The organism is Mesorhizobium newzealandense (genome assembly GCF_042682145.1).
In the GTDB taxonomy this organism is placed as follows: domain Bacteria; phylum Pseudomonadota; class Alphaproteobacteria; order Rhizobiales; family Rhizobiaceae; genus Mesorhizobium; species Mesorhizobium newzealandense.
This window is the reverse complement of record NZ_JBHUGZ010000017.1, coordinates 619,084-639,483: the sequence shown is the minus strand read 5'-3', so window position 1 is coordinate 639,483 and position 20,400 is coordinate 619,084. Positions and strand designations below refer to the sequence as shown.

18 protein-coding genes are annotated in these 20,400 nt (G+C 63.0%); 13 read left to right on the top strand and 5 right to left on the bottom strand.

Annotated elements, in window-relative coordinates:
- Positions 1-93: 93 nt before the first annotated feature.
- The 3 genes from ACFSOZ_RS27375 to ACFSOZ_RS27365 all read right to left on the bottom strand — a co-directional run bounded on the left by ACFSOZ_RS27375 (position 94) and on the right by ACFSOZ_RS27365 (position 4,049).
- Complete coding sequence (locus tag ACFSOZ_RS27375) at positions 94-1,086, bottom strand: ABC transporter substrate-binding protein (RefSeq protein WP_379103096.1); 993 nt, start codon at positions 1,084-1,086, stop codon at positions 94-96.
- Positions 1,087-1,420: 334 nt separating this feature from the next.
- Positions 1,421-2,419 carry an aldo/keto reductase gene (locus ACFSOZ_RS27370; protein WP_379103094.1) on the bottom strand — a complete coding sequence of 333 codons (999 nt, stop codon included), beginning with the start codon at positions 2,417-2,419 and terminating at the stop codon, positions 1,421-1,423.
- Between the two features lie 124 nt (positions 2,420-2,543).
- Positions 2,544-4,049, bottom strand: coding sequence for a UxaA family hydrolase (locus ACFSOZ_RS27365; RefSeq protein WP_379103093.1), 1,506 nt, complete (start codon positions 4,047-4,049; stop codon positions 2,544-2,546).
- A gap of 229 nt (positions 4,050-4,278) precedes the next feature.
- Between ACFSOZ_RS27365 and ACFSOZ_RS27360 the strand changes: the two genes are divergently transcribed.
- From ACFSOZ_RS27360 to gndA, 6 genes are all read left to right on the top strand, one after another.
- Positions 4,279-5,181, top strand: a complete 903-nt coding sequence (locus tag ACFSOZ_RS27360; RefSeq protein WP_379103091.1) for a GntR family transcriptional regulator — start codon at positions 4,279-4,281, stop codon at positions 5,179-5,181.
- Between the two features lie 137 nt (positions 5,182-5,318).
- Positions 5,319-5,675: a DUF2946 family protein gene (locus ACFSOZ_RS27355; protein WP_379103089.1), complete on the top strand. Its 357-nt coding sequence runs from the start codon at positions 5,319-5,321 to the stop codon at positions 5,673-5,675.
- 98 nt (positions 5,676-5,773) lie between these two features.
- Positions 5,774-6,310: a copper chaperone PCu(A)C gene (locus ACFSOZ_RS27350; protein WP_379103087.1), complete on the top strand. Its 537-nt coding sequence runs from the start codon at positions 5,774-5,776 to the stop codon at positions 6,308-6,310.
- A 34-nt stretch (positions 6,311-6,344) separates the two neighbouring features.
- The gene (locus tag ACFSOZ_RS27345; protein ID WP_379103085.1) at positions 6,345-6,863 is read left to right on the top strand and encodes a YcnI family copper-binding membrane protein; all 519 of its coding nucleotides are present in this window, start codon (positions 6,345-6,347) and stop codon (positions 6,861-6,863) included.
- Positions 6,864-6,956: 93 nt separating this feature from the next.
- The gene (locus ACFSOZ_RS27340) at positions 6,957-8,561 is read left to right on the top strand and encodes a copper resistance CopC/CopD family protein (RefSeq protein WP_379103083.1); all 1,605 of its coding nucleotides are present in this window, start codon (positions 6,957-6,959) and stop codon (positions 8,559-8,561) included.
- Positions 8,562-8,729: 168 nt separating this feature from the next.
- Complete coding sequence (gene gndA, locus ACFSOZ_RS27335; protein ID WP_379103081.1) at positions 8,730-10,157, top strand: NADP-dependent phosphogluconate dehydrogenase; 1,428 nt, start codon at positions 8,730-8,732, stop codon at positions 10,155-10,157.
- Here the strand turns inward: gndA and ACFSOZ_RS27330 are convergent.
- Positions 10,154-11,206 (bottom strand): LacI family transcriptional regulator, encoded by a 1,053-nt coding sequence (locus ACFSOZ_RS27330; protein WP_379103079.1) that lies wholly within the window; start codon positions 11,204-11,206, stop codon positions 10,154-10,156. The genes gndA and ACFSOZ_RS27330 overlap by 4 nt on opposite strands.
- Positions 11,207-11,612: 406 nt before the next feature.
- On the opposite strand from ACFSOZ_RS27330, the gene ACFSOZ_RS27325 reads away from it, so the two are divergent.
- The 7 genes from ACFSOZ_RS27325 to mgrA all read left to right on the top strand — a co-directional run bounded on the left by ACFSOZ_RS27325 (position 11,613) and on the right by mgrA (position 19,105).
- Entirely contained in the window at positions 11,613-12,869 is a 1,257-nt protein-coding gene (locus tag ACFSOZ_RS27325) for an ABC transporter substrate-binding protein (RefSeq protein WP_379103077.1), read from the top strand.
- A gap of 189 nt (positions 12,870-13,058) precedes the next feature.
- Positions 13,059-13,955 (top strand): carbohydrate ABC transporter permease, encoded by an 897-nt coding sequence (locus ACFSOZ_RS27320; protein WP_379103075.1) that lies wholly within the window; start codon positions 13,059-13,061, stop codon positions 13,953-13,955.
- The gene (locus tag ACFSOZ_RS27315) at positions 13,952-14,887 is read left to right on the top strand and encodes a carbohydrate ABC transporter permease (RefSeq protein WP_379103073.1); all 936 of its coding nucleotides are present in this window, start codon (positions 13,952-13,954) and stop codon (positions 14,885-14,887) included. The genes ACFSOZ_RS27320 and ACFSOZ_RS27315 overlap by 4 nt, the downstream gene beginning before the upstream one ends.
- 5 nt (positions 14,888-14,892) lie before the next feature.
- A complete protein-coding gene (locus tag ACFSOZ_RS27310) occupies positions 14,893-15,990 on the top strand; it encodes an ABC transporter ATP-binding protein (protein WP_379103071.1) in 1,098 nt (365 codons plus the stop codon).
- A 46-nt stretch (positions 15,991-16,036) separates the two neighbouring features.
- On the top strand, positions 16,037-16,783 hold the full coding sequence (locus ACFSOZ_RS27305) for a sugar phosphate isomerase/epimerase family protein (protein WP_379103070.1): 747 nt from the start codon (positions 16,037-16,039) through the stop codon (positions 16,781-16,783).
- An 11-nt stretch (positions 16,784-16,794) separates the two neighbouring features.
- The gene (locus tag ACFSOZ_RS27300) at positions 16,795-17,937 is read left to right on the top strand and encodes a Gfo/Idh/MocA family protein (RefSeq protein ID WP_379103068.1); all 1,143 of its coding nucleotides are present in this window, start codon (positions 16,795-16,797) and stop codon (positions 17,935-17,937) included.
- A gap of 121 nt (positions 17,938-18,058) precedes the next feature.
- The gene (gene mgrA / locus ACFSOZ_RS27295) at positions 18,059-19,105 is read left to right on the top strand and encodes an L-glyceraldehyde 3-phosphate reductase (protein ID WP_379103066.1); all 1,047 of its coding nucleotides are present in this window, start codon (positions 18,059-18,061) and stop codon (positions 19,103-19,105) included.
- Between the two features lie 169 nt (positions 19,106-19,274).
- On the opposite strand, the gene ACFSOZ_RS27290 is transcribed toward mgrA, so the two are convergent.
- Positions 19,275-20,369, bottom strand: coding sequence for a S1 family serine peptidase (locus ACFSOZ_RS27290; RefSeq protein ID WP_379103064.1), 1,095 nt, complete (start codon positions 20,367-20,369; stop codon positions 19,275-19,277).
- Positions 20,370-20,400: the final 31 nt, after the last annotated feature.

Here is a 20,400-nt window from a genome sequence, read left to right as displayed (position 1 = left end):
AGCCTAGCCTAAGCTTGTGGATTGCCAAGCCGTTTGTGCCGGCAATGGATGTTTCCGGGGCGCGAGGCCCCGGAAACGATTGGATACGACGGCTCAGAGCTTCGGGTTGAGCAGTGCGTCGATCTTCGGGTCTTTCATGTTGTCCTTGGTCACCAGATTGGCGCCGGTGTCGACATTGGCCTCGACCTTCTCGCCCTTTGAGGCGGCGAGCGCGGTCTTGATGCCGTCATAACCCATCCGGTACGGATCCTGGACGACGAGCGCGGAAATCACGCCGTCGTTGAGGAACTTGATCAGCTTCTCGTCGCTGTCGAAACCGACCAGCGCCAGCTTGCCGCCAAGGTTGTTTTCGGCGACAGCCTGACCGACGCCCTGCGCCATGATCAGGTTGGAGGCGAAGATACCCTTGAGGTTGGGGTTGGCGGTGATCAGGTCGGTGGCGATGTTGAGGCCGGTGGTGGCCTGGCCGTCGGCATACTTGTCGGCGACCAGCTTGAGGCCCGGATATTTTGCCTTGAGCTGTTCGGTGAAGCCCTGCTTGCGCTGCTCGAGCGAGCCGGCGCCCGGTGCGTTGGTGATCAGGGCGACGTCGCCCTCGACCTTGCCGCCGTTGGCGGCGCCGATGGCGGCTGCGAGACCGTCGGCGGCGACGCGGCCGCCCTGCACGTTGTCGGTGGTCAGGAACGAGGTGAAGGCCTTGGAGTCGGCGCCGGAATCGATGCCGATTACCTTGACCTTGGCAGCGGCTTCATCGATCGGCTTGCCAAGTGCCTTGAACTCTGTGGGGGCGATCACGATGGCCGCCGGGTTGCTGGCGACGGCGTTCTCGAGGATCGAGACCTGGCCGTTGACGTCGGTTTCAGCCTGGGCGCCGAGCTCCGGCACGTTGACGCCGAGATCCTTGCCGGCCTTGCGGGCGCCGGCCAGAACGATCTGCCAGTAGAAGGACGTGGTGTCCTTGACGATGATCGGAATGGTCACGTCCGCCGCCGAAACCGGCGCCGAATGCATGACGCCGGCGAGCATCGACGCTGCTGCCAGTGCCATGACGGCGCGGCGGTTGAGAATGCTGGTCACAAATTTCATTAGGAATCCTCCCTAAGTCGCCCGGTGAACGTTACGGAAGCTCCGTCCGGATAGGCGTGGCCCAAACAGAACTTTATCAATAAAAAACAGTTGCCATGTTTTGATAGTGCATCGACCCGGCCGATGCAAGCGGTGTTTGACCAGTCTTCGCGGGCCTGGCAGAGCCAGATGCACCGCGCTGCTCCTCCCCTGCCGCCGTCAAACGCTCCCGTCTCCGTCCCGCCGACGCATGGAATATTAATTCCACAAATTCGTCAATATGGAATGTTCATTCTTTTATGGGATCGCAAGAATGTGAAGCCCGGGTCACCCGTACACCGCGGTGGATGCGAGTTCACGCCAGCTCCTGCACCAGCGTATAGGGGCGGTATCTGGCGTATTCCGTCTCCGGCACGTCGACGTCGAGCAGTTCGAGATTGCGGGTCAGGTTTGCCAGCTTGGCGGTGCCGGTCAGCACCGTGGCGACCGCCGGTTCATGCAAGGGAAACTGGAACGCGGCAGCGGCCAGCGGATAGCCGGCCTCAGTGGCGATCCTTTCCATCGCGCCGACGCGGTCGAGCACATCGTGGCTGGCGGGCAGGTAGTCGAAATGCGCGCCTTGCACCGGCCCGGTCGCCAGGATGCCGGAGTTGAACACGCCGCCGATGACCAGCGACGTCTGTTGCGCCCGGCACAGCGGCAGCAGTTCCGCTTCGGCACTGCGGTCGAGCAAGGAATAGCGGCTGGCGAGCAGGATGCAATCGAGCGGCGCCCGGCGCATCACGTCGAGGCAGATCTGGACCTCGTTGACACCAAGTCCGTAGGCGGAAATGACGCCGGCTCGCTTCAGCTCCTCGAGTGCCTTGAGGCCGCCATCCATCAACTCGCGAAAGTGTAGCTTGGTCTTCTCGACGCCATGCGTATAGACGCCGATGTCATGGACGAACAGGATATCGATCTTGTTCAGGCCAAGCCGCGCATAGCTGAAATCGACCGAACGCATGATGCCGTCATAGGAATAGTCGTAGTCCAGCGCGAAGGGCAGCGGATCGACATAGGAGTGATCGGGAACCTGGTCGTCCGGCACCGGGCGGAACAGGCGGCCGACCTTGGTCGACAGCACATAGGAATCACGCGGCTTGTAGCGCAAGAAGTCGCCGAAGCGGCGTTCCGACAGGCCGAAGCCGTAGAAGGGCGCGGTGTCGAAATAACGCAGACCGGCCTCCCAGGCGCCTTGCAGCGTCTCCATCGCCGCCTCGCGCGAACAGGCGCGGTAGAGCCCCCCGATCGCGGCGCCGCCAAAGCTGATCTCGGTGACCTCGAGCGCGGTCTGACCGATGCGGCGCTTGTTCATGCGAAAACCTCCCCGTTGCCGACCGTTGTCCGGCCCGGCAGTCTACCAGATATCAGTTCAATCTAGAGCAATTCCAGGAAAAGCGCATAGCGCTCTCCCTTGGGAATTGCGTAAAAACAAAGAGTTAGAGCGTTGCGCCAAGATGCCAGGGCACGAACTCGTTGTCGCCGTAGCCAAAATCCTCGCTCTTGGTCTTGCGGCCGGAAGCCGTCTCGACGATCAGTTCGAAGATCTCGCGGCCCATGCCGGCGATGGTTTTCTCGCCAGAGGCGATGACGCCGCAGTTGACGTCCATATCCTCTTCCATGGTGTGATACATGGTCGAGTTGCTGGCGACCTTGATTGACGGCGTCGGCCGGCAGCCGAAGCATGAGCCGCGGCCGGTGGTGAAGACGATGACGTTGGCGCCGCCCGCCACCTGGCCGGTGGCAGAGACCGGGTCGTAGCCGGGGGTGTCCATGAACACCAATCCGCTGCCGGTGACTTTTTCTGCATAGCCGAAGACGCCGTTAAGCGGCGTCTGGCCGCCCTTGGCGACCGCACCCAGCGACTTCTCCAGGATGGTGGTGAGGCCGCCGCGCTTGTTGCCGGGCGACGGGTTGTTGTCGATCGAGGCGCCATGCTTGGCGACATGATCTTCCCACCATTTGACGAAACCGTCGAGCTTCTGCGCGATCTCCGGCGTTGCCGCGCGATAAGCGAGCAGATGTTCGGCGCCATAGATTTCCGTCGTTTCGGAAAGGATGCCGATGCCGCCGACGCCGGCCAGGATATCGACCGCGGCGCCGAGCGCCGGATTGGCCGTAATGCCCGACATGCCGTCGGAGCCGCCGCATTGCAGGCCGACGACGATCTCGCTGACCGGGATCGGCTCACGCTGCAACTGGCCGACTTCCTCGGCGATTTCCGCCAGCACCAGCATCGCCTTTTCCACCGATTTGCGCGAACCGCCGGCATCCTGGATGTTGAAATGACGTTTGCCGGCAGCGACACCCTTCTGGCCATAGAGGGTGAGCTGGTTGACCTCGCAGCCGAGCCCGACCATCAGCACGCCACCGAAATTCGGATGGCGGGCATATCCGGCGAGCGTGCGGTGCAGAACCATCATGCCGTCGCCGGTGCCGCTCATGCCGCAGCCCTGGCCGTGGACGATCGGGACGAAGCCGTCGATGCCTGGATATTTGGGCAGCAGCGTGCGGTTGGCCTGGTCGGCAATGGCATGGCAGACGGTGGCCGAGCAGTTGACGCTGGCGACGATGCCGATGAAATTGCGCGTCCCCGCACGGCCGTCGGCGCGGCGATAGCCCATGAAGGTGCGGGCGCGGTCGGCCTCCGTCGCGTGCTCGGCCTCGCTCGGCGGCACGACCGGCAAGCGGCCGGATTCGAAGACCAGATTGTGCGAATGAACGTGCTCGCCCGGTGCGATGTCCTGTGTCGCGCGACCGATTGCCTGAGCGTATTTCACCACGGCCTCGCCGGCGGCAATCGGCTTGATCGCCACCTTGTGGCCAGGCTCGATCAGTGCGGCGGCGACGGCGCCGCCCGGCAGTGTGGTGCCGATCTCGATGCGGCCGTTGGCGACGGCGACATTGTCCGCAGGGGACAGAAGAATGCTGTTGGAGGCGTTCACGGGCGGTTTCCTGGGTGATCCTGGGATGCGCGGGCGGATTGACACGCGCCGGTTAAAAGATAATGTCTTTTATCGTGAAAAAACAGTTTTGCGTCAATTGTTTTTTCGCCGGGGAGTTCCGCATGTCCTTGGGTGTTCCGAAAAGCGATTTCGCTTTTCAGAGGTCATGGGAACGTCATACTGCGCTTCAAGCCAGCAGCCGCAAGCGACGGCGTGCAACGGGTCAGGAATGTCGAAGAGCAACAACGTCTACAAGGATGCCTATAACAGGTGCCTCAGGCTGCTCGATGAAACACGCAGCCTGCCTTCGGAGCCGGAACTAGGGACGCTGCTCGGCGTCAGCCGCACCACAGTGCGCACCATTCTTGCACGCATGGAAGAGACCGGGCTGATTGCCTGGAACAAGCGCGCCAAGACGGTGCTGCGCGAACCGCGTCCCGAGGATTTCTTCCCCGAGGAAGAGACCGACACATTGGCCGAGATCATCGAGCGGTCGTTCATGCGCCGGCTGCTCGCCGGCGGTGCCGAGGCCGGCATGCAGATCAACGAGCTCGAACTGGCGCGCGAGATCGGCGTCGGCACCACCAGTGTGCGCGAGTTCCTGATCCGCTTCTCCCGCTTCGGCCTGATCGAGAAGCGCCGCAACAGCCATTGGGTGCTGAAGGGTTTTACGCGCGCCTTCGCGCTCGAACTGACCGAAATCCGCGAAATGTTCGAACTGCGCTCGGCGGCTGCCTTCGCCGCCCTGCCGCAGGACAGCGCGGTCTGGGCCGATCTCGACCGCCTGGAAGGCGAGCATCGCCTGCTGGCAAGCGAGATCGCCACCCGCTTCAACGAATTCTCCGAGCTGGACGAGCGCTTCCACCGGCTCATCCACCGAGCGTCGCGCAACCGCTTCATCGTCGATTTCTACGACGTCATCGCCATGATCTTCCACTACCACTATCAGTGGAACAAGGCACAGGAGCGCGAGCGCAACGAGGTCGCGATCGGTGAGCATCTCGCCTATATCGAGGCACTCAAATCGCGCGATCTCGGCAAGGTGGATGCCGCCTGCCGCAAGCACCTGAAGTCGGCGCGCCAGACGTTGCTGACCTCGATCCCTGAAAGCCGGGCGTCACAAAAACCTTGATATGCCGCGTTGCCGCAGTGTCGATTTGGCGATTTTCGACCTCCGGCTGCCGTGGTAGGTATCTGTCGTTGATTGCTTGACGAGGCAGATCGTTTGAACAGGCAAGTCATTTGAACAAGAAGGGGAGACGGTGGAGCATGTCGGTCGCGCTTGTCGCGGCCTATCTGCTGTTGCTCCAGTCGACGCTCGGTGCGTTCGCCTTCGGCACCGGGCCGAATGCGTCGCAACTCGATGCCTTCGGCAACGTCATCTGTACCCGTGAGGGTGCGGCCCAGCTTCCTGGCGGCAACCCGCCGCCGTCACATCTGCCGGCATGCTGCGTGCTTGGCTGCGGCATGTTTTCGGCGGCCTTTGCGCCGCCGTCCGAGGCGGGGCTCGCACTTGGCAGCCTTTCCTTCGAAACGGTCGCCTTCGTCTTTCCGACAGCCATCCATCTCGACTTCGCGCGCGAGCGCTCGCCGTCGAACCCACGCGCGCCGCCGCGAACGGCCTGAGCCTGTTTGCCCGACGGAACCTTTCGCGGGCGTACCCATCCAAAGAACAGAACGGCTCGCGACCGGCAACGGCGCGACCATCACTTCATGGAGCAACCATGTCCCAACTTTTCCGCATCGCCGCGCGTCCTACGCTCGGCGGCATTTTCCGCAGCTTCGAAGCGCGTCTCGGCATTGCCATGCTGGCGTTTGCGCTGCTGTTCGCCGGCGCCCAGACTGGCTTCGCGCATGAGTTCAAGGTCGGCGATCTCGAGATCGGCCACCCTTGGTCGCGCGCCACGCCGGCCGGGGCCAAAGTCGCCGGCGGTTATTTCACCATCACCAACAAGGGCAGTGCGCCGGACCGGCTGCTGTCGATTTCCTCCGATGTTTCCGAGAAGGCAGAGCTGCACGAGATGGGCATCAAGGACGGTGTCATGACCATGCGGCCGGTTGTCGGCGGCCTGGAGATTCCGGCTGGCGGCAAGGTGGCGCTGGCGCCTGGCGGCTATCATCTGATGTTCATCGGCCTCAAGCGGCAACCCAAGCAGGGCGAAAAATTCTCCGCCACGCTGACCTTCGAAAAGGCCGGCGCCGGCAGCGTCGACTTCGCCGTCGAAGGCATGGGTGGCGGCATGGACGATCACGCCAATTGATCCGGCCAGCAATTCCTGACTCAGAGGGACCATCATGAACAAGTATCTTTTGTCGGCCGGCGTGTTTCTCGTCCTCGGGACAAGTGCCGCTTTCGCGCACATCACGCTCGAAACCCAGGAAGCGGCCGTCGGCTCGACCTACAAGGCTGTTCTGCGCGTGCCGCACGGTTGCGACGGCAAGGCGACGACCGCCGTGCGCGTGCAGATTCCGGAGGGGGTGATCGCGGTGAAGCCGATGCCGAAGCCCGGCTGGACGCTGCAGACCAAGAAGGGCAAATACGACAAATCCTACCAGCTCTACGGTCAGCCGGTGACCGACGGGGTCAAGGAAGTCGACTGGAGCGGCGGCAGCCTGCCGGATGAATTCTATGACGAGTTCGTCTTTCGCGCGACGTTGACGGCGGACCTCTCCGTTGGCCAGAAGCTCTACTTCCCGGTGGTGCAGGAATGCGACGGTGCCGCCGATCGCTGGATCGAGATCCCGGCAGCGGGGCAGGATGAAGACGCACTGGAGAACCCGGCGCCCGGCATCAAGCTGTTGCCGAAGAAATAGTAATGTCTTTTCGGCGGCGCGCTCCGTTCGCGGAATGCGCCGCCATTTCATGGCAATGGCAAGAACGCGATGTCCACACGGCGGATGATTCATATGGCCGGCAAGCTCGTCAGCCGGCTTGCCGGCGGCCTGTTGGCCGTGGTCATGCTGCTCATCGTCCTGGCCTCGACAAGTCCGGCCTTTGCCCATGCCGCGCTGATCAAGACCGACCCCGCCGACGGCGCGGTGCTGGCGGAAGCGCCGGTACAATTCTCATTGACCTTCAGCGAGCCGATCTCGCCGCTGGTGCTGACACTGGTGAAGCCCGACGGCACGCCGGTTCCGCTGACCGCCTTCCGCCTCACCGACCAGACGGTCGAAATCGACAATCCCCAGAGACTCAAGTCCGGTACGCATGTGCTGAGCTGGCGCGTCATTTCCGCCGACGGTCATCCGGTCGGCGGCTCGCTGCTGTTTTCCATCGGCGCGCCAAGCGAGCCGCCGGTCGTGTCCGAGGCCGTCGACTGGCCGCAGCGGTCGGCGATCTGGATCGGCAAGGTCTTTCTCTACATCGGTCTTTTCCTCGGCGTTGGCGGCGCCTTCACCCTTGCCTGGCTGACCCAGGGTGGCCGCGCGGGACAGCGCTTCGTTACAACTGCAATCCTGGGCGGCCTGATCGCGGCACCGCTGTCGCTCGGCTTGCAGGGACTGGATGCGCTCGGGGCACCGCTCTCCCATCTGGCGCAACCGGTCATCTGGCGGACCGGGCTCGGCACCAGCTTCGGCTGGACGGTGCTGGTCGCCCTGATCGCGCTGGGGCTCGGCCTGCTGTCGCTGGCCGGACCGCGCCCGATCGCCAAGCCATTTGCGCTGGCCGGACTGGCCGTCGTGGGGGTCGCGCTGGCCGCCAGCGGCCACGCCAGTGCCGCCGAACCGCAATGGCTGACACGGCCGATGGTGTTCCTGCACGGCGTCGGCATCGCCTTCTGGGCCGGTGCATTGATGCCGCTCGGCCTGGCGCTGAAAGGTCAATCGGCGGAGGCCGCGCCATTCCTGCGGCGGTTCTCACGCATGATCCTGCCTGCCGTGGCCGTGCTTGCCGTGGCCGGCATTGTGCTGGCGATCATCCAGGTGCAGACGCCGGCAGCACTGGTCAGCACTGCCTATGGCAGACTGTTGCTGATCAAGCTCGGGCTGCTGGTCTTTCTCTTCACGCTCGCCGCCGTCAATCGCTGGAAACTCACCGCATTGGCCGAGGCCGGAGCGACGGAAGTGCAGCGCAGGCTCGCCCGCTCGATCGGCGTCGAAATGCTGATCGTGCTGGCAATCTTCGGCGTTGCCGCGGGCTGGCGCTTCACGCCGCCGCCACGGGCACTGGCGATCGCGGCGGCGCAACCGGTCTCGGTCCACATCCATGCGCCGCAAGCGATGGCCGATCTCAGCATCACGCCCGGCCATGCCGGGCCGGTCGTCGCCTCGATGATCATCATGACCGGCGACTTCGGACCGCTCGACGCCAAGGAGGTGACGCTGGTGCTGTCGAAGCCCGATTCCGGCATCGAGTCGCTCAAGCGTACCGCGACCAAGCCCGGCGATGGGAGCTGGCGCGTCGACAATCTGGTCATTCCGGTGCCCGGCCGCTGGACGGTGCGCATCGACATCCTTGTCTCGGACTTCGAGATGGTGAAGATCGAAGCACCCGTAGACATCAGGCCATAATGCAGGACCGCCAAGCGCCTCGTACGAGCTCGACCGACAATCGATGCAACACAATTCGGCGAGGCGGTTGACGCGGCCCGAAAGGCCCGTCAATCATCTCGCCGAAGAATGGGCATCCCGGTAAACCGCGAGCTCGAACCAACAAGATCCGAAAGCAGGGAAGAAACGATGGAAAAAGCCGAAATCGGCCTGATCGGCCTTGGCACGATGGGCTCCAACCTGGCGCTCAACATCGCCGAGCATGGGCACCGCATCGCTGTCTTCAACCGCACCAGGGCACGCACCGACGCTTTCGTCGAAAATGCGGGCGCGCTGAAGGACATGGTGGTGCCGTGCTACAGCCTGGAGGAACTCGCCGCCGCGATCCGGCCGCCACGCCCGATCATCATCATGGTGCTGGCCGGCAAGCCGGTCGACGAACAGATCGAAGCCTTGCGCGGCGTACTGTCGGCCAACGACATCGTCATAGATGCCGGCAACGCCAATTTCCGCGACACGATGCGGCGCTTCTCCGAACTGTCGGGCTCGGGCCTGACTTTCATCGGCATGGGCGTGTCCGGCGGCGAGGAGGGCGCGCGCCACGGGCCGTCGATCATGGTCGGCGGCACCGAGGACTCGTGGAAGCGTGTCGAAAAAGTGCTGACCGCGATCTCCGCCAAATTCAATGACGAGCCCTGCGCGGCGTGGCTCGGAACCGACGGCGCCGGCCATTTCGTCAAGACCATCCACAACGGCATCGAATATGCCGACATGCAGATGATCGCCGAAATCTACGGCATCCTGCGCGACGGTCTCGGCATGGGGCCCAAGGACATCGGCGCGGTGTTTTCCAACTGGAACAAGGGCAGGCTCAATTCCTACCTGATCGAGATCACCGCCAAGGTGCTGGCATCAGACGACCCGAAGACCGGCAAGCCGGTGGTCGACATCATCCTCGACCGCGCCGGCCAGAAAGGCACCGGCAAATGGTCGGTCATCGAGGCGCAGCAACTCGGCATTCCGGCGACCGCCATCGAGGCAGCGGTGGCGGCGCGCGTCCTGTCGTCGATCAAGGACGAGCGGCTGGCGGCGGAAAAAGCCTATGGCAGCATCGGCGTGACGAAGATTTCCGGTGACAGGGACGCGCTGCTGAAAGACCTCGAACTGGCGCTGTTCGCCGGCAAGATCGCCGCCTATGCGCAAGGTTTCGCGGTGATGAGCGGCGCCTCGAAGGAATTCAACTGGAACCTGCCGATGCCGACCATCGCCAGGATCTGGCGGGCCGGCTGCATCATCCGCTCGCAGATGCTCGACACCATGGCGGAAGCCTTCAGCAAGGGCGGCGCCTCGACCAACCTTCTGATGGCGCCGGCCTTTATTTCGTTGATGCAGGAGGCGCACCCGTCGTTGCGGCGCGTCGTGGCAAGGGCATCGGAGGCCGGCTCGCCGGTGCCGGCATTGTCTTCGGCACTTGCCTATTTCGACAGCTACCGCCAGGGCCGCGGCACTTCCAACCTGATCCAAGCGCAGCGCGACTTCTTCGGTGCCCACGGTTTCGAGCGCATCGACGGACCGGGTGCGTTCCACGGGCCGTGGGGAAGTGGTGCGTCTGGCTAGGATATTGCCTGGCTGAGCGAAAGAACGTCACTGGCTGCGCTCAGGCTCTGCAACGAGCCGGGTGCGGCGCCGCCGATCCAGCCCAGCACGGAACGAGCAAGCTCTGAGCCTGCCAGCCGGAAGTTCTCGTTGACGACCAGCAATTCCGGCCGGAACAGGTGCAGCAGGTCCGACGACTGCTTGGACACCACATCGACGTCGCGGCCGAGCTTGAGGCCGGCATCCTCGATGCCGGCGACGATGGCGAGTGTCGCGGCGGCAGCGCTGCTGACGAAGCCGTCCGGCCGGTTTTCGCGGCGCATCACCTGTGCGGTCCGGCTCCTGATCTGCTCGATCGTATGGTCGATGGAAACAGTGTTGAACGGAATTTCGCTGGCGCCAACCTCGCTCAGCCCATCGGCAAAGCCGTTCAGCGTGTGGCCATAGTAGGTCAGCCCGGGCGGCGGCGACAGAAGCGCCAGCTTGTGCCGACCCCTGCTCGCCAAGCGGCGCACGGCCGCCACCGCGAAAGCATGGTTGTCGAAGTCATGGTAGGGATGGACGAGGCCCATGTCGGTGCGGCCATGCGTGGCAAACGGCATGCCATGCTCCAGCATGTAGCGGGCGCGCGGGTCGTTCGGTTGGGTGCGCGAGATGATAACGCCGTCGGCGGAGCCGGTCTCGACCAGATAGCGTATGGGGTCGAGCGGATCCTGCGAGCGTGAATAGGGCGTGACGATCAGGTGATAGGGCGTTTCGGCGAGCACTTCCGAAACGCCGTAGATAATGTCCGAGACGAAGCTCATGATCTCGCGATCGGTGTTAAGCACGAGGCTGATGACATTGGTCCTGCCGGTGCGCAGGCGCACCCCGGCACGGTTCGGCCGGTAGCCGATCTGCTTGGCGACGAGTTGGACACGGCGCCTGGTTTCGGCGCCGATTTCCGGAGCGTCCTTCAAGGCGCGCGATACGGTGGTGACGCCGAGCCCGGTCATGAAGGCAAGCGTCTTCAACGTCGGCCGGCCCTGCGCCAACGCCTCCTCGTTCTTTTCCGTACGCCGTCTGTCCATTCGTCCCGCCCGTCAGGCGCATAGCAGCAGCAGGCCGGGTCGGCAATCGCCGCCATAGCGATACGATATGCGTTCCAGCCCCGTCGAAGCGTCAATATACTGAAACGTTACAGATTGCCAGTATCGAGATGCCCGACCGCTCGTGGCGAAATGCAGAGCTCTTTTCGAAACCCATTGGGATTCCAGCAGAAATCGCCCTTGCCATCGCCTTTTGCCGGCTTTCACGTGCAATTCCGTTGTTTTGCAGTGCAGTGATCCATGTTGCAGTGCACATGAGAGCGGCTGTTCATGCGAATTTGTTCGCGACTCGAAAAAATGTCGAAGTCGCCTCGTTCATGGGGTTGCGCAGTCCGCGCAATTCCCGTATCCAAAATCTGTAACGTTTCAGATTCTGGGAGGAACCGAAATGCGATACAAACTTTTGACCGCTGCGCTGGCAGCGACGGCTGCCCTGCAATTTGCCGGTTCGGCCGCGGCGACCGATCTCGAAGTGATTCACTGGTGGACGTCGAAGGGCGAATCGGCGGCGGTCTCGCAGTTCGCAAAGGCCTTCGACAATGACGGCCACGGCGACAAATGGGTGGACAGCGCCATCGCTCTCGGCGAAACCGCCCGCTCGACCGTCATGCAGCGCGTGCTCGGCGGCGATCCGCCCGGTGCCGCTCAGTTCAATCCCGGCCGGCAGTACGAGGAACTGATTTCGGGCGGGAAGCTGCTCGACCTCACGGACATTGCCACCGCCGGCAAGTGGGATGAGGTCATTCGCCCGAAGGCGATCGGCAGCGCCTGCCTCGTTGATGGCCACTGGTGGTGCGTTCCGGTCAACATTCATTCCAACTACTGGGCCTGGTACTCCAAGCCAGTGTTCGAGAAAGCGGGCGTGCCGGAGCCGAAGAGCCTGGCTGATTTCATTGCAGCCGCGCCGAAGATCAAGGAGGCAGGCCTCATACCCTTCGCCATTGGCGGCGACGGAAACGGCTGGCAGATCCAGTTGCTCTTCCAGGATATGGTGACCGAAGCTCTCGGTGTCGCCAAACGCGATGAGATGTATACTAAGAAGAGCGCCGAAATTGCCGGCGGCCCGGAGATGAAAGGCGTCTTCACGCAATTGCGGGCCCTGAAGCAATTCACCGACAACGGCTACGCCAACCGTAACTGGAACGACACCACCAACCTGGTGATCACCGGCAAGGCCGGGCTTCAGGTGATGGGCGACTGGGCGCGTGGCGAGTTCGCGGCGGCCGGCATGACTGGGGTCAAGGATTTCGGCTGCATGATCGGTCTGAACGAAGCCAAGCCGGTGGTCAGCACTGACGGCGACATCATCGTGTTCTTCAAGCAGGGCAATGCGGATGTCGAAGCAGCTCAGAAGCGTCTTGCGGCTCTGCTCATCAGCCCGGAGGTTCAGGTCGCCTTCAACAACGCCAAGGGTTCGATGCCCGTGCGTGGCGATGTCGACATGTCGACGGCCGACCCGTGCATGCAGAAGTCGCTGAAAGCGGTGGAAGACCCGTCCAACGTTGTCACCGCGACGAACTGGTTCATCACCGAGAACACGACTCAGCAGATCAATGAGCTCGTCGGGCAATTCTTCGCGGACGACTCCGTGACAGCTGACGACGCCACTGCGAAGTTCGCTACGATCATCGGTAATTCCGACTAGGAACCGATCAATTGCCCGAGGCGCTGCCCTTGCCGCGGCGCCTCGGTCGCATCCCGATCCGACAGGATTCTTTCTCGACAGTAGCAGGATGGGAAGCTGCTGCGGTCCCGAGCCCGATGGTTCGGAAAAGGCTGGCTTTTATGTCGGCAAACGACCCCAGGGTGTCGGTGGAAGCGGAGAAAAAGAACGATGCAGAAGAGCTGGAGGCACAGATTTCACCTGCCCGCCGTCATCGGGACGATACCGATGATTCTCGTTGCCGTCGGCGTGTTCGTGATCGGCATCGGCTTCTCGGTGCTATGGTCCTTCACCAGTTCGAAGCTCTTCCCGACCTACGATTTCGTCGGTCTGGCGCAGTACAGGCGCCTTTGGGCCGATAACCGCTGGCTCGTCTCGGTCAACAACATCTGGTTCTTCGGACTGATGTCCATCACCTGCAACATGGTGTTCGGCTACCTGCTCGCCGTTTTCATGGACCAGCGCATCCGTCAGGAGGACCTGTTCCGCTCGATCTTCCTGTATCCTTTCGCCATGTCGCTGATCGTCACCGGACTGGTGTGGCAATGGGTGCTCGACCCCAACCTCGGCCTGCAGGCGGCGCTCCGCAACTGGGGCTGGTCGAGCTTCAGTTTCGCCCCGCTGGTCGATGCCGATACCGCGCTGTACGCGCTGGTCTTTGCGGGCATCTGGCAGGGCTCGGGCGTGGCGATGGCGATCCTGCTTGCCGGCTTGCGCGGCGTTGACGAGGAGATCTGGAAAGCAGCGAGGGTCGACGGCATCCCAACCTGGCGCACGCACTTGTCCATCGTGGCGCCGATGATGAAGGGTGCCTTCGCCACCGCCTTCGTTCTTCAGTGCGTAAGCGTGGTGCGAGTCTACGACCTTGTCATTGCCATGACCGGCGGTGGGCCTGGCATCGCCACGTCGATGCCGGCAGTCTACGTCATCCAGCTCATCACGGTTCGCCAGAACGTCGGCCAAGGCATGGCTGCGGCAACGATGATGCTGCTGCCGGTCCTGGTCGTGCTGGCTTTCGGCGGAATTCTGACATGGCGGCGAAATCGTCAGCGAGAGGCGGGCGCATGACCGCCGGCCAGATCACAGAAATTCAGCCGGCCCAGCAAGCGCCTAATCAGGCTGGCGTGGCGCCCTTCGGGCCGAAGCCGCGCCGGATATCGGCCGGCCGCATCGGCATCTATGCTTTCCTGATCGTCGCGGCGCTCTTCTTCCTCATCCCGGTCTACATCATGATCGTCACCTCGCTGAAGGGGATGCCGGAAATCAGGTTGGGGCACCTCTTCAACCTTCCGGGCGAACCGACCTTTCAGCCCTGGGCCGACGCCTGGCTCCATGCCTGTACCGGTCGCGACTGCTTCGGCCTCAGCCCAGGCTTTTACAATTCGGTGAAGATCACCTTGCCCAGCGTGGCCATCTCGATCATCTGCGCGTCGATCAACGGCTACGCGCTGACCTTCTGGCCATACAAGGGCGCGAACTTGCTGTTCGGGTTGCTCGTGTTCGGCGCCTTCGTGCCCTATCAGGTCGTGATCTATCCATTGATCATCGGACTGAGCTCGGTCGGGCTGTTCGCGTCGCTGCCTGGCATCATCATCGTGCACACGATCTTCGGAATGCCCATCCTGACGCTGCTGTTCCGCAATTTCTACGCGGCAATACCGGTCGAGCTGTTCAAGGCAGCGCGTGTCGACGGCGCGGGCTTCTGGCGCATCTTTTTCTACATCATGCTGCCGATGTCGGTGCCGATCACTGTCGTCGCCGTCATTCTGCAAGTTACCGGCATCTGGAACGACTTCCTGTTTGGCATCGTGTTTGCCGGGCGGTCCAACTGGCCAATGACGGTGCAGCTCAACAATATCGTCAACACCACCACCGGCGTGAGGGAGTACAATGTCAACATGGCGGCGACCATTCTGACAGCCGCGGTGCCTCTGCTCATCTACTTCATCTCCGGAAGATGGTTCGTGCGCGGCATCGCCGCTGGCGCGGTGAAAGGCTAGTGGATATGGCTCAGAACGGTACCAGCGTTTCGATCCAGGACCTGTCGCTAAGTTTCGGCGTGGTGACCGTCCTGCAGACGCTCAATCTCGATGTCGCCGAGGGCGAGTTCATCGTGCTGCTCGGTCCCTCCGGCTGCGGCAAGTCGACCTTGCTCAACTGCATTGCCGGCCTGCTCGACGTCTCTGAAGGCAGCATCTTCATCAAGGGCAAGAACGTCACCTGGGAAGAGCCCAAGGACCGCGGCATCGGCATGGTCTTCCAGTCCTATGCCCTCTACCCGCAAATGACGGTGGAGAAGAACCTGTCCTTCGGCCTGCGTGTCGCCGGTACTCCGAAGGACGAGATTGCCAAGCGCATCGCGCGGGCGGCCGAAATCCTGCAGATCGAGCCGCTGCTGCAGCGTAAACCGGCGGCGCTTTCCGGCGGCCAGCGCCAGCGCGTGGCGATCGGGCGGGCGCTGGTGCGCGATGTCGACGTGTTCCTGTTCGACGAGCCGCTCTCCAATCTCGACGCCAAGCTGCGCGCCGAGTTGCGCGTCGAGATCAAGCTGCTGCATCGCAGGCTGCAGAACACCATGATCTATGTCACGCACGACCAGATCGAAGCGATGACGCTGGCCGATCGTATCGCGGTGATGAAAGGTGGCGTCATCCAACAGCTCGATGCGCCGCAGACCATCTACAACCGTCCGGTCAACCGCTTCGTTGCCGGCTTCCTCGGCTCACCCGCGATGAACTTCATCGATGGGCAAACGGAGGCCGGCGCGTCTGCGGCCTTCAAGACCGGAAATGTATCCATACCGCTCGACCGCTACGCTTTCGATACGGCGGGCAACAGCAGCGGGCCTTGCGTGTTCGGTATCCGGCCCGAGCATGTCGCCTTTGGCGAGGCGGCAAATGCGATGCCCTTTGCCATCGATGCCGCCGTCGAGATCGTTGAGCCGATGGGCTCCGACACGCTGGTGTGGACGAAGCTCGGCGGCCAGAATTTCTCCTTCCGCGTCGAGGCGGAAAAGACGCTGCGCAATGGCGAGCCGATCCGGATCGGCTTTGATCCTGCACGCGCCTCGCTGTTCGACAGCCAATCCGGCAACCGCATGTAGCTCCCAAGCCCTACTACTCCATCCCCAAGCAGAACGGACAGAGACGATGAACTGGTCATTCCAACTTTACAGCGCCCGCAATTTCCAGCCCTGGGAAGGCGTCCTCGCGACGCTCGGCAAGCTCGGCTACACCCAGGTCGAAGGCTTCGGTGGTGTCTACGACGATCCCAAGGCCTTCCGGGCCGAACTCGACAAGAACGGGCTCGCCATGCCGACCGGGCATTTCTCGATCGACGCGCTCGAGAACGATTTCGACGGCGTGTGCAAAACCGCCGACGCACTCGGCATCACGCTGCTCATCTGTCCTTTTCTGATGCCCGACCAGCGGCCGTCCGATGCGGCCGGCTGGCGTGGCTTCGGGGAGCGCCTGGCCAAGGTCGGCGATACCGCAAAGAAGGCCGGCTACGGCTTTGCCTGGCACAACCATGATTTCGAGTTCAAGAAGCTCGCCGACGGCTCGGTGCCGCAGGATCTGATCCTCACGGCGGCCCCCGACATCGGCTGGGAGATGGACGTCGCCTGGGTGGTGCGTGGCGGCGACGATCCGCTGAAGTGGATCGACAAACACGGCCAGCGCATCAGCGCCGTTCACGTCAAGGACATGGCCAAGCCCGGTGAGGGGCTGGACGAGGATGGCTGGTCGGATGTCGGCCATGGCACCATCGACTGGGCCGGCCTGATCAAGGTGTTGCGCGCCAAGAGTGCGGCCCAATACTACGTCATGGAACAGGACAACCCGAACGACATCGAGCGCTTCGCCCGCCGCTCGATCGCAGCCGTCAAGACCTACTAGGAGCAATCAGCATGGCAAAGAAACTTGGCATCGGCGTCATCGGCTGCGGTAACATCTCGAAGGCGTATTTTTCGCTGTCACCGCTGTTTCGCGGCATCGAGATGCGCGCCTGCGCCGACATCAACATGGATGCGGCGAAGGCGCGCGCGAAGGAGTTCAAGTTGCGCGCCGAAACCGTCGACGATCTGCTGAAGGCCGACGACATCGACATCATCGTCAACCTGACCATCCCGGCGGTGCATTTTGATGTGTCGAAGCAGGTGCTCGACGCCGGCAAGCATGTCTATTCGGAAAAGCCGTTCGTGCTGTCGGTCAAGGAAGGGCTCGACCTGAAGAAACGCGCCGAGGCGAAAGGGCTGCGCATCGGCTCGGCGCCCGATACCTTCCTCGGCGGTGCGCATCAGCTGGTGCGAGAGCTCATCGACACCGGAAAGCTCGGCAAGATCACCAGCGGCACGTGCCACGTCATGGGCCACGGCATGGAGCACTGGCACCCTAATCCCGACTTCTTCTTCCAGCCGGGCGCGGGACCGGTGCTCGACATCGGCCCGTACTACATCACCAATCTGATCCAGCTGATCGGACCGGTGAAACAGGTCGCCGCCTTCGCGTCGACGCCGGCCAAGGAACGCACCATCAGTTCAAAGCCGCGCGCGGGCGAAAAGATCCCGGTCAACACGCCGACGACCATCCATGGCCTGCTGGAGTTCGAGAACGGCGCCGTGATCACGCTCAACACCAGCTGGGACGTTTGGGCCCATGGTCACGCGCCGATGGAACTCTATGGCGAGACGGGTACGGTGTTTGTGCCGGATCCGAATTTCTTCGGTGGCGACGTGCGCTTCACCGAAGACAGCAAGCCGGTCAAGAAGCTGCCGAAATGGCAGCACCCGTTCGGCGTTCCCAACGAGATGCATTCGCAAGGCATGATGGCCAACTACCGCACCGCCGGTCTCGCCGACATGGCGGTGGCGATCGCGGAAGGCCGGCCGCACCGCTGCTCGATGGAACTGGCGCTGCATGCCGTCGACGTCATGACCGGCCTGCTGCGCTCCGGCGAAACCGGCAAGTTCGTCGCCATGCAGACCAGTTGCGAACGGCCGGCCGCACTTGGCGTCAAGGAAGCCAAGGAGCTGCTGGCGAAGAAGAAGTAGGCCACGTGCCTCAAGCCTCTCCCCGTTCCGACGGGGAGAGGATAAGGGTGGGGGGCAGAGCCGACTCGCCGCGTTGTCGCGATGGCAGCCGACCGGCTCGCTTCCATTTGAGGATTTTCCGATGCCCTACATACCCGCCGAAAACCGCTACGAAAAAATGGTCTACAACCGCTGTGGCCGCTCCGGCCTGAAGCTGCCGGCGATCTCGCTGGGGCTGTGGCACAATTTCGGCAATGACACGCCGCACAAGACCAAGCAGGCGATCGCGCGCAAGGCCTTCGACCTCGGCATCACGCATTTCGACCTCGCCAACAATTACGGTCCGCCGCCCGGCTCGGCCGAGACCGCTTTCGGCGAAATCCTGCGCACCGATTTCGCCGGCTACCGCGACGAGCTGATCATCTCGACCAAGGCCGGCTACGAGATGTGGGCCGGACCTTACGGCGAATGGGGCGGGCGCAAATACATGCTGGCCAGCCTCGACCAGAGCCTGAAGCGGATGGGGCTCGACTATGTCGATATCTTCTATTCGCACCGCTTCGACCCCGATACGCCGCTGGAAGAAACGATGGGCGCGCTCGACCATGCCGTGCGCTCGGGCAAGGCGCTCTATGCCGGCATCTCGTCCTACAATTCTCAGCGCACGCGCGAGGCCGCCGATATATTGAAGCAGCTCGGCACGCCTTGTGTCATTCACCAGCCGAGCTATTCGATGCTCAACCGCTGGGTGGAGGAAGACGGCCTGCTCGACACGCTCGAAGGGCTCGGCGTCGGCTCGATCGTGTTCTCGCCATTGGCGCAAGGCATGCTGACCGACAAATATCTCGGCGGCATTCCCGACGGCAGCCGGGCCTCGCAAGGCAAGTCGCTGAGAACAGCCTTCATCAACGACAAGACCATCGCCAACATCAAGGCGCTCGACGCCATTGCCGGCAAGCGCGGGCAGACACTGGCGCAGATGGCGCTGGCCTGGGTGCTGCGCAAGGGCAAGGTGACTTCGGCGCTGATCGGCGCCAGCCGGCCGGAGCAGGTCGAGGACTGCGTTGGCGCGCTCAAGGTGCCCGACTTCAGTGATGCCGAACTCGCCGAGATCGATACCTACGCGCGCGAGTCCGACATCAATCTGTGGGCGGCTTCGGCCGAACGCAAAGGCCCGCCGAGGAAATAAGCCACGCTCTAGCTAATTGTTTTTGCGCAATTCCCAAGGGAAAGCGCTATGCGCTTTTCCCGGGAAAACCGTTACACGCTTTTCCTGGAATTGCTCCTGACAAGCCGGCAAACAAAAACGGCGGGAACCTCTCCCGCCGTTTTTCATGGACAAGCCAAATGGCCGTGCTTCAGGGCGTCTTCGGCTTCTGTGCAGTGCCAAGCCCGGCCTTGGGCTTTTCCGGTGCCGGAGCCGGGGTCTTCATCTTCGCATCGATCCAGCCGGTGTAGTTGGCCAGCCGTGTGTAGATGCCGTAGGCGTCCTTGTGGCCGCAGGCAGCACTCCCGTCCGCCGGGCCTTCGCCCCAGCTGACGACGCCGATCTGGACCGGGCCGTCGGCGCCGGTCATGAACAGCGGGCCGCCGCTGTCGCCATTGCAGGCATCGCGCACGCCGCTGGTGGTGCCGGCGCAGATCATGTTGCTGGTCAGCGGGTCGGTCATGTCGGCGGCGATCGCATTGGCGGCCGCATCGATGCCCTTTTCCGAATAGCGCATGCGGTGGGACAGATCGCCCAACGCTGCCTTCAGATCATGTGCGTAGATGGCCTTGATGCCGCTGTTGCAGGCCTGGTTCGGCTGCAGGTCGAGATCGGCAACCATCAGCGTGGTTGGAAAGGTGCCATCCTGCATCTTGCCCCAGCCGGTGACGGTCGTCTTACCGGTGTCGGGGGTCGCGTCATGGGTAAGCTTGATGGTCGGCGCATCGGCCGGCTCGGCAAGCCGGAGCAGGCCGAGGTCGTTGTCGAGCGTCTGCTCGCTGTAGCCTTCGTTGACGATGACCTCCACCACCTTGTGGCGCTTGCCCTCGCTGAGATCGGTGGCGCCCGTCAGCACGGTGACGGCACCCGGCGAGATCGGCCGGCCCTTGTCGTTGAGGCAGTGCGCCGCCGTCAGCACCCATTGCGGCGCGATCAGGCTGCCGCCGCAGAATTGCGCATTGGCCTGCGAGGCCGGATTCTCGTCCAGCCTGTCGGTGGTAAGCAGCGCAACCTGGAACGGATAGGCGCCCTTTTCGGCCTGGTTGCCGCCATAGACGCGATCGGCGCCGTCGGGATTTTCCGCCGCGGCCTTCGCCCTGGCATCCGCGACACGGTTGATCGGCGAAACCGCCTCCGGTCGGGCGGCACCTTCGTCCGCCTGGGTGGAATTGGCGGCCGCAAGGGCGGCAGCGATGCCGAGCAGCGACGCGGCGGCGATCGGCCTGAACCGATGGATGATGTGCACCTGAAATCCTCCTGAGACACGTTCCCGAACG

Excerpts from the sequence above, each read along its gene's own strand:
- ACFSOZ_RS27345 (WP_379103085.1), top strand. The coding sequence starts at position 6,345 with ATGAACAAGTATCTTTTGTCGGCCGGCGTGTTTCTCGTCCTCGGGACA.
- ACFSOZ_RS27375 (WP_379103096.1), bottom strand. The coding sequence starts at position 1,086 with ATGAAATTTGTGACCAGCATTCTCAACCGCCGCGCCGTCATGGCACTG.
- ACFSOZ_RS27340 (WP_379103083.1), top strand. The coding sequence starts at position 6,957 with ATGGCCGGCAAGCTCGTCAGCCGGCTTGCCGGCGGCCTGTTGGCCGTG.
- ACFSOZ_RS27305 (WP_379103070.1), top strand. The coding sequence starts at position 16,037 with ATGAACTGGTCATTCCAACTTTACAGCGCCCGCAATTTCCAGCCCTGG.
- ACFSOZ_RS27315 (WP_379103073.1), top strand. The coding sequence starts at position 13,952 with ATGACCGCCGGCCAGATCACAGAAATTCAGCCGGCCCAGCAAGCGCCT.
- ACFSOZ_RS27360 (WP_379103091.1), top strand. The coding sequence starts at position 4,279 with ATGTCGAAGAGCAACAACGTCTACAAGGATGCCTATAACAGGTGCCTC.
- ACFSOZ_RS27330 (WP_379103079.1), bottom strand. The coding sequence starts at position 11,206 with ATGGACAGACGGCGTACGGAAAAGAACGAGGAGGCGTTGGCGCAGGGC.
- gndA (WP_379103081.1), top strand. The coding sequence starts at position 8,730 with ATGGAAAAAGCCGAAATCGGCCTGATCGGCCTTGGCACGATGGGCTCC.
- ACFSOZ_RS27325 (WP_379103077.1), top strand. The coding sequence starts at position 11,613 with ATGCGATACAAACTTTTGACCGCTGCGCTGGCAGCGACGGCTGCCCTG.
- ACFSOZ_RS27310 (WP_379103071.1), top strand. The coding sequence starts at position 14,893 with ATGGCTCAGAACGGTACCAGCGTTTCGATCCAGGACCTGTCGCTAAGT.
- ACFSOZ_RS27320 (WP_379103075.1), top strand. The coding sequence starts at position 13,059 with ATGCAGAAGAGCTGGAGGCACAGATTTCACCTGCCCGCCGTCATCGGG.
- ACFSOZ_RS27300 (WP_379103068.1), top strand. The coding sequence starts at position 16,795 with ATGGCAAAGAAACTTGGCATCGGCGTCATCGGCTGCGGTAACATCTCG.
- ACFSOZ_RS27350 (WP_379103087.1), top strand. The coding sequence starts at position 5,774 with ATGTCCCAACTTTTCCGCATCGCCGCGCGTCCTACGCTCGGCGGCATT.
- ACFSOZ_RS27355 (WP_379103089.1), top strand. The coding sequence starts at position 5,319 with ATGTCGGTCGCGCTTGTCGCGGCCTATCTGCTGTTGCTCCAGTCGACG.
- mgrA (WP_379103066.1), top strand. The coding sequence starts at position 18,059 with ATGCCCTACATACCCGCCGAAAACCGCTACGAAAAAATGGTCTACAAC.
- ACFSOZ_RS27370 (WP_379103094.1), bottom strand. The coding sequence starts at position 2,419 with ATGAACAAGCGCCGCATCGGTCAGACCGCGCTCGAGGTCACCGAGATC.